Here is a 14,494-nt window from a genome sequence, read left to right on the forward strand (position 1 = left end):
GGGCGGCCCCGGGCGGGGCCGGTCGGTCCCCGCCCCGGCCCCGACCCGCCCCCGGCCACGTGACCGCGTCGCGCTCCCGACAACGACTTTCCGGCCCGGCCGGAGAACGGAAGAACCCCAGCATGACCGCAGTCTCCGAGAACAACGCCAGCGCCACCAGCGGCCTGGGTGCGATCGAGCGCGACGCCGAGCGCGTCAACGTCGACGACAAGGCGATGATCAACGCCCGCGCCGACGTCAACCAGCTGCTCCCGCTCAAGTACACGTGGGCGTGGGAGAAGTACCTCGCGGGCTGCAACAACCACTGGATGCCCACCGAGGTCGCCATGCAGGCCGACATCGCGCTGTGGAAGTCCAAGGACGGGCTGACCGAGGACGAGCGCCTGATGCTCAAGCGCAATCTCGGCTTCTTCGCGACCGCCGAGTCGCTGGTCGCCAACAACATCGTCCTGGCCGTGTACCGCCAGCTCACCAACCCCGAGTGCCGCCAGTACCTGCTGCGCCAGGCCTTCGAGGAGGCGGTGCACACCCACACCTTCCAGTACATCTGCGAGAGCCTCGGCCTGGACGAGGGCGAGCTGTTCAACATGTACCGGGAGGTCCCGTCGATCACGGCGAAGGACGCCTGGGCGCTCAAGTACACCCAGAACCTCGAGGACCCGGAGTTCCGCACCGGTACGCCGGAGGCCGACCAGGCGTTCCTGCGCGACCTCGTGGCGTTCTACGTGATCTTCGAAGGCATGTGGTTCTACACCGGCTTCGCGCAGATCCTGTCGCTGGGCCGCCGCAACAAGATGATCGGCATCGCCGAGCAGTACCAGTACATCCTGCGCGACGAGTCGATCCACCTGAACTTCGGCATCGACGTGATCAACCAGATCAAGATCGAGAACCCGCACCTGTGGAGCGAGGAGTTCCAGAGCGAGGTCCGGCAGATGCTCAAGGACGCGTGCGAGCTGGAGGTGGCCTACGGCCGCGAGACCATGCCGCGCGGCGTGCTCGGCCTCAACGCGGAGCTGTGCGAGAAGTACATGCACTTCATCACCGACCGCCGCGCCGAGCAGATCGGTCTCGCTCCCATCTTCGGTGAGGCGGAGAACCCGTTCCCGTGGATGAGCGAGATGATGGACCTCCAGAAGGAGAAGAACTTCTTCGAGACCCGCGTCATCGAGTACCAGACCGGCGGCGGCCTGGACTGGGACTGACGGGGATCCGGCCCGTGTGACGCGGGCCGAACAGCGCTTTCCTCCCGGGAGACGAAGACGGTCTCCCCTTGGGGCGGCCCGGATCGAGGCGCGCGATCCGGGCCGCTTTCGTGTGCGCCCACCGGTGCCCGGCGGGGCCCGGACTCCGGGGTCAGCCCTTGTTCGTCCAGGTCATCCTGACGTTGAAGGTGGCCTCGCCGGTTCCCTTGACCACCACGACATCGGCCTCGGCGCTCACGGTCACACCGAATTCGACCTCGGTCTCCGAGGGGGCCAGTGAGGACGAGGAGAGCTCCTCCAGCTGCGCGGACACGGCCTCGGCGACCTTCCTGATGCGGAGCAGCACGGAGTCGAGCCTCTTGTCGCCGGTGGCGTTCGCGGGGGTCCGGGAGACGTTGGAGGCCCCCTCCCTGCGGACGGGAGCGGACTCGATGCTGATCACGGTGCCGTCGTCGGTGACGAAGTCGATCACTTTGTTCACATTGGCCTCACGCATTCTCCGAAGGGGCTTGGCATTCCTCTTGATGTCCACAGAAAGTAAAATGTTGTGAGATATCCGGCAACGATGATATTCCGCTGCCGTCCGCGCGGAGGAAACGGTGGGACGTACCAGTTATGACCGGGCGAAACGACTCACAGGCCACCTGGCGGGACGGGCGCGACGGCACAGGATGGCGTAAGTCGTCGAGGTCCGGTACCGGCGGAGACTGCTGCGAGGCGTCCCTGGGGGAGCCGGGACGGGTCGTTCTCCGCGACTCCCACCACCCCGACGGGGACGTCCTGCGGTTCCGTACCCGGGAGTGGCTGTCGCTGGTCTCGTCCCTGCTCTGAGCGGACCCCGCGGCTCCGACGGGCACGGGGGAGCCCCGCCTCAGTCCCTGACGGGGAAGATGTCGGTGTCCAGCCGGACGAAGGACGCCATCGTGGTGACGAAGCGGTGGTCGGGGCCGAACCGGGAGGCGTACAGCTCGCGCAGGGCCTCCCACTCGCCCTGGACGTCCTCGCCCAGCGCCCGCCGGCTGATCAGCAGGTTGCGCCGGGCGGTGGTCAGGAAGATGTGGTGCTCCCCCAGGGTCTCCCGGCACAGCTCCACGCTGGCGACGTCCTGGGCCCGGGCCTCCTTGAGCCTCCCCAGGGCGAACAGGTCGTTGCCCAGGTTGACCTCGACGGCGGTGAGGGTGACGTCCGCGTCGGGGAAGCGCTCGCGGATCGCCTCCATGGCCGCGCGGTCCAGCTCGTGCGCCCGCTCGTACTCGCCCAGCACCCGGAACACGATCGCCGCGTTGGCCCGCGAGGCCCACGGGAAGAGGTGGCGGGCGGGGAACCTGTCGTCCATGTGCGCCAGGAGGTCCTCGGCCAGGTCCCGGGCCTCGTCCAGGCGGTTGGCGAAGGCGAGGTTCACCATGTGGATGCTGTTGAGGTGCAGCGTCGACGGGGCGTGCGGTCCGTAGCGCGCGACGTTGACCTCGCGCGCCTGCTCGGTCAGCTCCAGGGCCAGGGTGTGGTCGCCGAGCCTGCGGTGGATCACGGAGAGGAAGATCGGGATCTCCGAGGTGTGGGTGCTGGCGTTGGCCTCGGTGACCTCGAAGCGCCTGCGGCAGTCCTCCAGGGTCTCCCGGGCCTCCCCCAGATAGCCGAGGGCCATGAGGTCCAACCCGATCGACAGCCGCGTGCGCAGGGTCGGGATGCCGTCCGGCCCGAACACGTACTTGCGCTGCTCCAGGGTGCGCCGGTCCAGCTCCAGCGCCTCCCGGAAGCGGCCGAGGCGGCGCAGGCAGCCGCCGATGTCGTGCGCGATGACCAGGGTGTTCTCGTCGTCCTCGGAGAAGAGCGTGGTCCTGGTCCGGTGGATGTCCTCGAACATGGCCAGGGCCCTGGCGTAGTGCCCGAGGTTGCTGAGCGCGATGGCCCGCGCCCGGTGGGCCTCCAGGGCCTCCTCGCTCTCCGCGCCCTCCAGTTGCGCCTGCTCCGCGTACATCCGCTCCGCCTCGGCGAGGGCGATCTCGTTGTCGCCGCGGATCCGCAGGATCTTGGCGCGGAGCAGCTGGATCTGGAACCGCTGCGCGGTGTCGTCGTACCAGGCCTCGATGGCGCGGTCGGCGAGGGCCAGGGCCGCGTTGCCGTTCCCGGTCTCCACCAGGTACACGATCACGTTGCTGACCAGCCCGCGGACCTGGGGGTCGTGGCTGCGCCACGCCTCCGAGGCGTCCACGTGGGTGTACAGCAGCTGGTACTCGGGCCAGTTCTGCGGGAGCTCGGGGCCGAGGGGGTCGCTCTGCGCCAGCAGCCGGTGGGCCAGGTCCCGGTAGCGCACCCGCTCCTCGTCGCTGAGCGTGCTCTGCACCACGGTCTGGAAGGTGACGTGCAGTTGGAACGTGTGGTTGGTCCGGTCGAACTCGGCGAGGCTGTGCCTGCTGACGTAGCGCAGCACCCTCGTCAGGACCATCTCGTTGCCGAGGATCTGCGTCAGGTCGGGGTTGGAGCTCAACCCGCGGGCGCGGTGGAACAGGGTGCGCGAGAGGGAGCGGGGGGCGAAGAACGAGCAGAGCTGGACGAACTCACGGACCATCCGCTTGAGGGCGCGGTCGGGCCCGGTGCCGCGCCGCAGGTCGTCGAGCTGCATGTTCCAGGCGGCGGCCAGGGGCAGGGGGTACAGGTCCTCCGGCTCCACGTGCGTGACGAGTTCGTCGAACTTGTTCTGGAGCAGGTGGAGGAACTCCGCCACGCTCATGAGGGAGTCCCGCAGGTAGGCGCCGACCTGCGCCAGCGCGAGGGGGAGGTGTTCGAGCCGGTCGGCGATCTGGAGGGCGGTCACGTCGTCCTCCAGGCCCTGGGGGCAGACCTTGCGGAGCAGGGCGACGCTCTCCTGCGGGCTCAGGCTGGGCACGATCGCGCCCTCGCTGCGCCCGCTGGGGATCCAGCTCTGGTCGCGGGAGGTGATGATGACGTCCCCGGGACCGTTCGCGGGGAGGGTGTCGTCCCCCAGCTGCGCGAGTTCGGAGACGTCGTCGAAGACGAGGAGCCAGCGCCCCACGTGGGGGTCTCCCTCCAGGACCTCCCGCACCTGCTGGGCGACCTGCTCCAGGTTCCCGGTGTCCTCGCCGATGCCCAGGTACCGGGCCAGGCGCAGGTAGGACTGCTGGACGTCCGAGGCGCTGTTGGCGGCGAACCACCAGATCAGGTCGTACTCGTCGCGGTTGCGGTGCACGTACTCGGTGGCGATCTGGGTCTTGCCGATGCCGCCGCCGCCCGCCAGCAGGTAGACCCCGCCGGAGGACTCCGCCAACAGGTCGTGGACGTGTTCGAGGATCCTCTCGCGTCCGGTGAAGTTCAGGTTGTGCGGGGGGACGCCGCGGAGCTTGGCGAGCGCCTTCGGCCGCGAACGCCTCAGCCTCGAACTGCCGACGTCCAGAGGCTCCGAGACGGCGGTCTCCGGCGTGGTGATGTGGGAGTCGGTCACGGTCGGGCTCGGTTCCTCTAGGAGAGCGGGGGGCTGTGAACGGGGTGTGCGCGGGCGCCGGGGAGGGCCGTCGGGGACGCGTTCGACACCCGGGGCGGTCGCGTGGACCGGCGCCGTGTCCGCCGGGGCGGTGTGTTCGGGAGCGTCGCCCAGAGCGGCGCGGAGGTGTTGGGCGAACCGGCGGTACTCGCCCGGCATCTCGGAGAGCGCGGGAAGTACGGCGCGGGCCAGGTTCTCCTCGCCGTCGAGCGAGGGGTCCAGGGGGGCGCCGGACTCGATCCGGGACAGCCACTGGTAGATCCGGGCGGAGTCCTTGAACTCGATCCCGAGGGAGTAGAACACCGAGCGCATCACGCTGAGGTCGCCGAACCCGCCCAGGAGGTCCCTGCGGACCCCGGGCAGGAACTCCAGGGCCGTGGCGGCGGGGTCGTCGAGGTCTCCCAGGGGCACGGTCGGATCCATCAGCTCGCTGCCGAACACCTCGGCGATCTCGGTGACGGCCGCGCGACCGCTGCGGGCGGCGTGCGGGATGTTGCCCTGGATCACCTCGGCCACCCGGAGGTTGACCGGTGCCTGGGCCAGCCGGACGGCGAGGTCGCGCGCACCGCGTGAGGCGTGGGAGAGGAAGCGCGACACGGGGTCGGGGTCCCAGGGGGCGGAACCCGGGGGCCGCGTGCCGTCGACGGGGAGGACGGCGACGTCGGCCTCCCAGGAGTCGACCGAGCCGTCCACGACCGCCGCCCACCCGGTGACGGAGTCCGGGGCGAACCCCAGGACGGGGAGCACGGCGACGTCCTCGGGGAGGCCGGTGTCCTCGGAGTCGCCGACGGGCCCCGCGAACTCCCACGCCGAGGGGGAGACGGGGGCCGGCGCGGTCATGCGCATCGGCCAGGGCGCGAGCGGGCCCCCCGACCAGACGGAGCGGTCCATGAGGTGGAGGAGCGCGGTCGGCAGGCGGGAGGCGAGAGAGGCGACCCAGGTCCGCAGCCTCGGCTGTCGCCAACCCCGGTCCTGCGTGTCGGTGACGACGAGGACGGCCGCGGCGTCCGGGGGGAGGGGGGAGTGGAGGGGCCAGGGCGGATCGTGTTCGTCCCTGGTGTGCGCGGGGTCCCCGGGGTGGAAGCGGACGACGGCGCACCCGGCCCGCTCGGCCCCCTCGACCAGCTCGGACACGCTGTCGCGGTGCAGCTCCATCAGGGGCGAGGAATCGACGAGTACGACCAGGCGGGACGAGCCACCTGTCAGATTGCTGAGTGCGTTCTGGTACCTGTGGGACAAATCGTCCATTATGTCGTCTTTTTCCCCTTGTGGGGATCTTCAAAGGAGGGGTCGGTGGAAATGCTTCCCTCTTCTGAGCTCCTCATGGAACTTTCGTCTCGTCGATTCTATGGCATTCGGGGGCCTGGGCCCATCCAGGAGAAGTATTCGGGGAGAAGGCCGTGCACCGGCGATTTCTCCCGATCCCTCTCTCCGGCCGGGGCAGTCGGCGGGCGACGGTCACAGCGCCGGCTCCCCGGGGCCGGGCGCGTCGCGCCGAGCGCCGTCCGAGGGGTTCTCGGCGCCGTCCGGCGAGGGCTCCGGGGACCGCCCGCCCCCGGGGCCCAGGGAGCCGCCGTCGAGAACGGACTGGGCCAGGACGGCCTGGACGAGCGCGTCCCCGTAGTCGTCCTGGACGAGGGAGACGTCGCGCAGGTGCGGTGCGTCCTGCGACCTGTCACGGAGGGTGCGGGGGAGGGCGGTGATGCCCACGCGTGCCCGGGGCTCGCGTTCGAGCAACTCGGTGAGGAAGTCGAGAACAGCCTTCTTGGGGCCCTTGACGACGGTGGGGACACCCATGACGACGGCGGAGTCGTAGACGTGCTCGGCGTCGTCGTGCTCGGAGTCCACGGCGCAGATGGTCAGGTGCGTCTTCGAGAGGGCGTCGGCGACCTCGCTCGCCTGCTTCTCCCAGGTGAGGAGGACGTTGCGGTCCCCCACCAGGGCCTTCGCCCGCTGCTCCCCGGAGCGGCGGCGCCACCGCTCGGGCGGCGTCCCCAGATAACTGGGATTCAGATGCCGCTCCCGGATGTGGTAGACGATCTCGTACCTCGATCCCAACCGGGGCGGGAACTGCACCTCGCTGGTGCCGGTGGCCTGCCCCAGGCGCAGGTACAGCAGGTTCCTCGGCAGCAGGACGCACAGACGCAGGGACTCCTCGTTCGGGACGATCTGCCTCCGCATGACGACCTCGCTCATGAGGTCGCCGATCTCGTCGCAGATCTGCGGCTCGCGGACCAGCTTGGTCGCCTGGCGCAGGGGACGGCCGTCCCCCTCGCCCCGGTGGGCGAAGCTGTGCGAGAGGTTGAAGCCGCCGGTCACCGGCTCCAGGTCGAAGAACACCAGCGTGTCGGGTTCGTCGGGGCCGGGTTCCGGGTGCGCGGCGGGCGCGGGGGCGCTGTGTCGGCGCAGGCGTTCGTCCCGGTCGTCGGACAGGGTCTCCGCCCATTCGCGTCCCAGGACGGAGGCCTCGTCCCGGATCCACTGCCAGACCATCGGCGGAACCGGCCTGTGGGGGGAGATCTCCCGGTACACGTGGTGCACCCAGGCCACCCGTAACGGCGGTCTCCCCGCCTCCGGAACCAGGTCCCACAGCGCGGTGAGGACGCGCCAGGCGTTCGTGGCCGCCCCCTGCCGCCTGACCCTGCGTATCTCACGGGACCGCAGCAGTCCCTCCGGCGGGACCGCCTCCAGGGGGATCGAGTCCAGGAGGTCGTGCAGGCGGTCGTAGGTCCGCCTCCCGCACAGCGACTCGTCCGTCAGGCGCTGCACCGAGACGAGCTCACCCCCCTCCCGCTCACCCAGGATCTCCTCCACGGGCAGGATGAACACGATGCCGGAGGGTTCGCCGTCGTCGTTCCACCCGTACTGGTGGTTCTTCTGCACGAGGCCCACGAACTCGCCGGTCTCGGTCCGGACGGCGCATCCGCTGAACCCGCCCGTGATCCGGGTCGAGCGCGACACGGGGGTCTCGACCTGGTGGGTGACCCCGTTGGGGCCGCCCTTGCCCTGGTAGGTCATCGAGGCCTGGAGCGAGCGCATGCCCGTCGGGTAGCCGGACGTGTACAGGGCCTGGTTCCGGTCCAGGTCCGCGCAGCCGCTCAGCACGGGGAAGTCGGTGTCCGGCAGTCCCGGACCGATCAGGTGCAGCAGCGCCAGGTCGCGGCTCAGAGGACCCGCCGACCACAGGTCGGTGCGGACCTCGGCCTCCCACACCCGGTCGTCGAACGAGCGCAGGAGCACCGTGGCGCCCTCGCCGGGATGCTCCTCCCGGTCCCCGTCGAGGCCGAGCGCGGTGTTGACGACGTGCGCGCACGTCACCAGCAGGCTGGGGGACAGCAGGACGGCGCCGCCCACGGCGTCGTCCACGGCGTCGCGCGTGGCGCCGTACCGGTCGAGCACCCGCATCTGCCAGGCCGGTTCGTTGGGCTGGAGGCCGCGGGGAGAAGGGGGGGTGGCCACTGGCGGGGGGACCTCTCTCTAATGCACTGTGCACGGAACAGTTCCCCCGAGGGGCGACTGTGAACCAGGGGGTGGAGGCCGACTCCGGCCGCTTCTGGGCCCTCCGGCGCCCGACGGGCCCGGGTGCGTGCTGGGCGCCTCCCCCGGGCCGTCCTCCCCCCGCGGTCGCACCCCGCCCGACCCGGACCGCCCTAAGCTGGTCCCGTGGATCCTCCCTCCGATCCCGCGGCCGAGGCGGTCTTCCGCCCGGTCCCGTCGGGCAATGCCCTGGAGGCCACCGTCGACCGGCTTCTGTGCGCGATCCGGCTCGGCGTGGTCCCCGCCGGAACCCGCTTCCCCGCCGAACGCGACCTCGCGACCCGGCTGAACATCAGCCGCGTCACCCTGCGCGAGGCCCTGCGCCATCTCCAGGACCGGGGGTACGCCGAGTCGCGCAGAGGGCGCAGCGGCGGCACGTTCGTCTCCGACGTCCCACCCGTTCCGACCCCCGACCAGGCCCTGCGCGGTCTCACCGCCACGGGTTCCCGGCTGGACGACCTGCTCACCCACCGCCGCGGACTGGAGACCGGGGTCGTGGTCCGGCTCGCCGAGACCGGCCTGACCGCCGCCCAGGACCGCCTGCTGGCGGCCCGCCTCGCCGACGCGGACCGGGCCGGTCAGGACGCCTACCGCCGTTTCGACACGGTCCTGCACGTCACCCTCGCCCGGCTGACCGGGTCCGGGGAGCTCGCCAACGCTCTGACGGACGTGCGGTTGCGGGTCAACGGGCTCATGGACACGGCTCCGCCCTCCGAGGAGGGGATGGCCCTCAGCAACGCCCAGCACCACGCGATCGTCGGCGCCGTCCGCTCCCGGGACCCGGAGGCGGCCCGGCTCGCCCTGGGCGCACACCTCGCCGCCGTGGAGGCGGAGCTCCGCGCGCGGTTCGGCTGAACCGCCCCGGGCGGCCCCGAGGGCCACGCCCCGCCCCGCGCTCCCGTCGCCCCGAGCCGCCTCCGCCCGGTCGCACCGGGGGCCGGGAACCCCGCCCGGCACGGGCTTCCGGCCCACGCGGAGGAAGCCCGGCCGCGGCCCTCGCGTATGTCCGATCCGACAAACGGAGAGCGCCCCGTATGGCCGTTCGGACAAGGGGGGCGGGCCGGGGACTCGGCGGGGTCTCAAAGCAGTGTGGTTCCGCGCACAGCCGTTGTGGCCCGAGGGACAAAGGGTCATGATCGCGAGCAATATTCGTGAGCAGCGCGTAAGCGCGTGAGTTGCGCGCGTGAGGAAAAGGGGGAGCCGGTCTTGAGTGAATCCATGCTCTGGTCGATCGGGACCTTCGGCGTCTACCTCGCCGGTATGGTCGCCATCGGTCTCTGGGCCTACAAACGCACCGTCTCGCAGTCCGACTTCGTACTCGGAGGCCGTCAGCTCAACAGCTGGGTGGCCGCCCTGAGCGCCAACGCCAGCGACTTCAGCGGGTGGTTGCTGCTCGGCCTGCCGGGCGCCATCTACGTGTCCGGGTTGGGCGAGGCCTGGATCGCCGTCGGTCTGGCCTGCGGTTTCGCGGGAAGCTGGGTTCTCCTCGCACCCCGGCTGCGGGTGTACACGGAGCGGGTCACCGATTCCCGTGTGGGCGGCGACTCGGACTCGCTGACCCTGTCCTCCTTCCTGGAGAACCGGTTCAACGACCCCACCCGGCTCCTGCGCGGGGTCTCGGCGATCCTCATCATCGTCTTCTACTTCTTCTACGTCGCGTCCGGCCTGGTGGCCATGGCGGCCCTGTTCGACCAGGTCTTCGGCCTGTCCCCGGCCCCCGCCATCGCCATCGGCGTCGGCATCGTGGTGCTCTACACCGTCCTCGGCGGTTTCCTCGCGGTCTCCTACACCGACGTCGTGCAGGCCGCGATGATGTGGCTGGCCCTGCTCGTCGTCCCGGTCCTCGCCGTCACCGCCCTCGGCGGCTTCGGAGGCCTCGCCGACGGGGTGTCCGCCAAGAGCGACGGCCTCCTCTCCGCCGTCGGCGGCGTGTCCCTCGACGCCGACCTCGGCCAGTGGGCGACCACCGAGACGCTCGGCTGGGTCGTCATCCTCTCCGGACTCGCCTGGGGCCTCGGCTACTTCGGACAGCCCCACATCCTCTCCCGCTACATGGGCATCCGGTCGGTGAAGGACATTCCGAAGGCCGCCGCCATCAGCGTGACCTGGGCGGTCAGCGCCATGGCCATGGCCGTGGCGATCGGCTTCATCGGCATCGCCTACTTCGACACCCCTCTCAGCAATCCCGAGCAGGTCTTCCCCCTGCTCATCGAGGCGCTGAGCCACCCCCTGGTCGCCGGGCTGCTGCTCGCCGCCATCCTCGCCGCCGTCATGAGCACGGCGGACTCCCAGCTGCTCGTCGCGGCGTCCGCGCTCACCGAGGACGGCTACAAGGCCTTCGTGGACAGGGACGCCAACCCGGGGGCGCTGTTGTGGATCAGCCGCGTCACCGTCGTGGCCGTCGCCCTCGGGGCCGCCGCGATCGCGCTGTGGGGCAACCAGTCGGTGATGGACCTCGTCGGCTATGCCTGGGCCGGTTTCGGAGCGGGCTTCGGCCCGATCCTCGTGCTCTCCGTGTTCTGGAAGAGGATGACCTGGGCCGGGGCGCTCGCGGGCATGCTCGCGGGCGGTACCACCGCCGTCCTCTGGGACATCGTCGACACCGCCTACCTCGGCATCGGTTTGTACGCCATGGTGCCCGCCGTCGTCCTCAGCCTCGTCGCGATCCTCGTCTTCAACGGGCTGGCCAAGGTCAGCCCGCAGATGGAGGAGGACTTCGACCGGGTCGGGGCCGAACTTCGTGCGGCCAGGTCCGACCCCGGGGCCGAGGAGAGCGTCAGGGTCTGATCCCCACCCGGACGGCCGACCGCCGGAGCGGCGGCCGTGTTCCCACGCGGATTCCGGGCCCGATCTGGCGCTCCGACCCCGGAGGGCGGTAGAACGGTGACATGTCGTCACTGGCGGAACTTCCAGCAGCGTGGGCCCGGACCGACGTCCCCGAGGGGCTCGGCCTGGGCACACTCATTCCCGAACCCGACGGCTACCGCCTGGAGGCGGGGGAGACCGTGGTCGAGGGCGAGGAGCGGTTCTTCACCCGCTTCACCGTCCGCACCGACCTGGCCTGGGCGACCAGGGAGGTGCGCACCGAGGTCGTGACCGCGCAGGGGCCGGCGTCGGTCGTCCTCACCTCCCAGGGCGGTCACTGGGCCGACGGCAAGGGGAACCCCCTCCCCGGGCTGGTCGGCTGCCTGGACGTGGACGTCGCCGCGACCCCCCTGACCAACACCCTCCCTATCCGCCGCCTGGGTCTGCGGCCCGGCGAGTACCGGGACATCCAGGTCGTCTGGATCGACATCCCGTCCCTGCGGGTGCGCCGGGTCCGGCAGCGCTACACGCGCCACCCGGCCGAGGCAGGGCTGGAGCGCTACACCTACCGGGACCCCCTGCACGGCGAGTACCGGCTGTCGGTCGACGGGCACGGCGTGGTGGTCGACTACGAGCGCTTCGCCCGGCGGCTGCGCGCGGACGACTGACACCAGCGCGGCGCCCGCCCCCCGGACGACCGGTGCTCCGGCCACCCCGCGGGCCCGCCGCCCTCCCCGTCCCCGGCGCCCCCGCCCGACCCGTCGTCCCCGGCGCCCCGGCCGGCCCCCGGCCCGGGCGCACTTCTCCCGCCCTCCGTCCGCGAGACCCCGACTCGGCGGCCCGCCGTGCCGCAGGCGATAATCGGCGGGCACACGCACGAGACCCACGGGGGACAGCAGTGACCGACACCGAGCTGAGACGGGCCCGCCGCGAGATCATCCTCGATCTCGACGTGCCCGAGGCCTTCGACGCCCGCGCCGAGATCGAACGGCGCGTGGCCTTCCTCTCCGACCTGCTCGCCTCCACCGGCGCCACCGCACTGGTCCTGGGCATCAGCGGCGGTGTCGACTCGCTCACCGCGGGACGCCTGTGCCGCCTGGCGGTGGACCGCGCGCGGGAGGCCGGGCACACGGTCGAGTACGTCGCCATGCGCCTCCCCTACGGCGTGCAGAAGGACGAGGAGGACGCCGCCCGCGCCGTCGCCTTCACCGAGCCGGACCGCTGCCTCACCGTGGACGTCAAGCCCGCCAGCGACGCCATGGCGGCCTCCCTCGCCGCCGCGGGCATGACCTATACCGGTGCGGCCTCCGAGGACTTCGTCGTCGGGAACGTCAAGGCCCGCCAGCGGATGATCGCCCAGTACGCCGTGGCCGGGGGGCTGCGCGGTCTGGTGGTCGGCACCGACCACGCGGCCGAGGCGGTCACGGGGTTCTTCACCAAGTACGGTGACGGCGGAGTCGACATCGTCCCGCTGACCGGGCTGACCAAGCGCCGGGTGCGCGCGGTCGCCGCGGAGCTGGGCGCCCCGGGCGACCTCGTCGCGAAGGTGCCCACCGCCGACCTGGAGTCCCTGTCGCCGCAGAAGCCGGACGAGGAGGCGCTCGGTCTGACCTACGATCAGATCGACGACTTCCTGGAGGGGTTGCCCGTGCCCGAGCACGTGGAGACCGCACTGGTCGACCGCTACCGCGCCACCGCGCACAAACGCGCCCTGCCCACCGCTCCCTGAGCCGTCGCCGTCCGGCGCTCCCGGACACGGCTCTTCGCACCCGGACGCCGGTACTCTGTCGGACGCTCCCGCGCGGTGGTGCAGGCACCACCTTTTCCAGGAGGGTGAACCGCCGGTTCAAAAGGGGCGTCAGATCCATCGCGACCACTTGCCGGTTCCGCCTATGGTCGTACCAACGCGCGTCACCATCTGCCGACACCGACGCGAACCCGTCGTTGGGCGCGTTGGAGAACGCGTCGCCACCCCCCTGATCCCGGTCAGCTCGACCACTGGGAACACGCTGTGCCCATGGGCGTCCGTGCACGGGAAGACCAAGGAGCGACCGATGACCGTGACTGTCGAGAACGAGGGCGGGGGCGTGCTGTCCGTGCCCCCACCCGGCACCGTCCAGGCGGCGTCACCCGCCGCCGACCAGCGGGTGACCCGTCCCGGAGCGGGACGTGACAGGTTTCTCGACGTCATCAGGCTCCTCGTCATGGCCCTCGTGGTCATGCAGCACTGGTGGCTCCCGGTCCTGGCCCAGGACCAGGGCGTCCTGGAGGCGGGAAGCATCCTGGACACCGAGGGCGGCTTCGTACTGACCTGGGTCGTCCAGGTCATGCCGCTGATCTTCTTCGTCGGCGGGGCCGCGAACCTCATCAGCTGGCGCTCGGCCTCCGGCAGGGGTGTCACGGCCGCGACCTGGTACGCGCGCAGACTGCGCCGCCTGGCCTGGCCGGTCGTGCCGCTCGCGCTCGTGTGGATCACCGCCTCCCACCTCCTGGTCCTGGGCGGAGCCTCCGCGCAGGCGGTCCTGGTGGGCGCGGGCGCCGCCGGCATGGTCCTGTGGTTCCTGGCCGTGTACGTGCTGGTCGTCGTGGCGACCCCGGTGCTGTTCAGTGCACAGGAGAGGTTCGGCTGGTGGGTCCCGGCGGCGCTGCTCGCCGGTGCGATCGCCGTCGACGCCGTCCGGTACGGGACCGGCGCGGACTGGGTCGGCTACCTCAACATCGCGTTCGTGTGGCTGGGCATCCACCAGCTGGGCTTCCGCTACGCGACGGGGGCGATCCGCCTCCGCTACGCGGCGATGATGGCCGTGGGCGGCGGTGTCGCGGCGCTGGCCCTGGCGCTGGCCGGACCGTACTCGGTGAACATGACGGGCGTGTTCGCCGCCGAGACCTCGAACGTGTCCCCGCCGACCCTGGTGATCGGCGCCCTGGGCGTCCTCCAGATCGGCGTCGCGGTGCTGCTGCGCGAGAGGATCAGCGCGTGGTCGGACCGCCCGGGGCCCGCGCGCATGCTGGACCGGATCTGCCCGCAGCTGATGACGGTCTACCTGTGGCACATGATCCCGGTCAGCGTGGTCGCGGGGGTCCTGGTGTTCGGCCTGGGGATCGACACCCCGGAGCCGCTGACGGGCATGTGGCTCCTGTGGGGTGTGCTGGGCGTGGCGGTCCTCCTCCCGATGGTCGTGCCGCTGGCGCACTGGGCGGTGCGGTTCGAGAACCCGCCCAAGGCGCTGGGCGGTTCGCCCGGCCTGGCGCGCGTCCTGGCCGCGGCGGCGCTGGTCGGCGGCGGCATGCTGATGCTGACCGTCTCGGGCCTGGGGCTCGGCCTGGCGCCCCTGCTCGGACTCCTCGCCGTCCTGACCGGTGTGATGCTGACGCGGTCTCCCTCCCGGGCCTGACACCCGCCCCGGCCGCGGCCCCGACCCCGACTCCGGGGTCGGGGCCGCGGGCT

10 protein-coding genes are annotated in these 14,494 nt (G+C 71.3%); 7 read left to right on the forward strand and 3 right to left on the reverse strand.

Translation table 11 applies throughout. From position 1 onward, the window contains the following. The first annotated feature begins 122 nt into the window (after positions 1-122). The gene (locus Q8791_RS20845) at positions 123-1,205 is read left to right on the forward strand and encodes a ribonucleotide-diphosphate reductase subunit beta (RefSeq protein ID WP_330093443.1); all 1,083 of its coding nucleotides are present in this window, start codon (positions 123-125) and stop codon (positions 1,203-1,205) included. Positions 1,206-1,356: 151 nt separating this feature from the next. Here Q8791_RS20845 and Q8791_RS20850 read toward each other — a convergent pair whose 3' ends face one another. Next, positions 1,357-1,677, reverse strand: coding sequence for a CU044_2847 family protein (locus Q8791_RS20850; RefSeq protein ID WP_330093541.1), 321 nt, complete (start codon positions 1,675-1,677; stop codon positions 1,357-1,359). A 143-nt stretch (positions 1,678-1,820) separates the two neighbouring features. On the opposite strand from Q8791_RS20850, the gene Q8791_RS20855 reads away from it, so the two are divergent. Further along, complete coding sequence (locus Q8791_RS20855) at positions 1,821-2,036, forward strand: DUF397 domain-containing protein (RefSeq protein ID WP_330093444.1); 216 nt, start codon at positions 1,821-1,823, stop codon at positions 2,034-2,036. Between the two features lie 40 nt (positions 2,037-2,076). On the opposite strand, the gene fxsT is transcribed toward Q8791_RS20855, so the two are convergent. Then, positions 2,077-5,952, reverse strand: a complete 3,876-nt coding sequence (fxsT, locus tag Q8791_RS20860) for an FxSxx-COOH system tetratricopeptide repeat protein (RefSeq protein WP_330093445.1) — start codon at positions 5,950-5,952, stop codon at positions 2,077-2,079. Between the two features lie 210 nt (positions 5,953-6,162). After that, positions 6,163-8,163, reverse strand: coding sequence for a S1 family peptidase (locus Q8791_RS20865; RefSeq protein ID WP_330093446.1), 2,001 nt, complete (start codon positions 8,161-8,163; stop codon positions 6,163-6,165). Positions 8,164-8,367: 204 nt separating this feature from the next. Between Q8791_RS20865 and Q8791_RS20870 the strand changes: the two genes are divergently transcribed. The 5 genes from Q8791_RS20870 (at position 8,368) to Q8791_RS20890 (ending at position 14,441) form a co-directional block, all read left to right on the forward strand. Beyond that, a complete protein-coding gene (locus tag Q8791_RS20870; RefSeq protein WP_330093447.1) occupies positions 8,368-9,096 on the forward strand; it encodes a FadR/GntR family transcriptional regulator in 729 nt (242 codons plus the stop codon). 363 nt (positions 9,097-9,459) lie between these two features. After that, a complete protein-coding gene (gene putP, locus Q8791_RS20875; RefSeq protein WP_330093542.1) occupies positions 9,460-11,028 on the forward strand; it encodes a sodium/proline symporter PutP in 1,569 nt (522 codons plus the stop codon). 101 nt (positions 11,029-11,129) lie between these two features. After that, entirely contained in the window at positions 11,130-11,714 is a 585-nt protein-coding gene (locus tag Q8791_RS20880) for a putative glycolipid-binding domain-containing protein (RefSeq protein ID WP_330093448.1), read from the forward strand. Between the two features lie 230 nt (positions 11,715-11,944). Then, a complete protein-coding gene (gene nadE, locus Q8791_RS20885; RefSeq protein WP_330093449.1) occupies positions 11,945-12,775 on the forward strand; it encodes an ammonia-dependent NAD(+) synthetase in 831 nt (276 codons plus the stop codon). A gap of 325 nt (positions 12,776-13,100) precedes the next feature. Beyond that, positions 13,101-14,441 (forward strand): acyltransferase family protein, encoded by a 1,341-nt coding sequence (locus Q8791_RS20890; RefSeq protein WP_330093450.1) that lies wholly within the window; start codon positions 13,101-13,103, stop codon positions 14,439-14,441. Positions 14,442-14,494 lie beyond the last annotated feature (53 nt).

This window comes from Nocardiopsis codii (assembly GCF_036327455.1).
Lineage (GTDB): Bacteria > Actinomycetota > Actinomycetes > Streptosporangiales > Streptosporangiaceae > Nocardiopsis > Nocardiopsis codii.

Excerpts from the sequence above, each read along its gene's own strand:
- Q8791_RS20845 (WP_330093443.1), top strand. The coding sequence starts at position 123 with ATGACCGCAGTCTCCGAGAACAACGCCAGCGCCACCAGCGGCCTGGGT.
- Q8791_RS20855 (WP_330093444.1), top strand. The coding sequence starts at position 1,821 with ATGACCGGGCGAAACGACTCACAGGCCACCTGGCGGGACGGGCGCGAC.
- fxsT (WP_330093445.1), bottom strand. The coding sequence starts at position 5,952 with ATGGACGATTTGTCCCACAGGTACCAGAACGCACTCAGCAATCTGACA.
- putP (WP_330093542.1), top strand. The coding sequence starts at position 9,460 with ATGCTCTGGTCGATCGGGACCTTCGGCGTCTACCTCGCCGGTATGGTC.
- Q8791_RS20880 (WP_330093448.1), top strand. The coding sequence starts at position 11,130 with ATGTCGTCACTGGCGGAACTTCCAGCAGCGTGGGCCCGGACCGACGTC.
- Q8791_RS20890 (WP_330093450.1), top strand. The coding sequence starts at position 13,101 with ATGACCGTGACTGTCGAGAACGAGGGCGGGGGCGTGCTGTCCGTGCCC.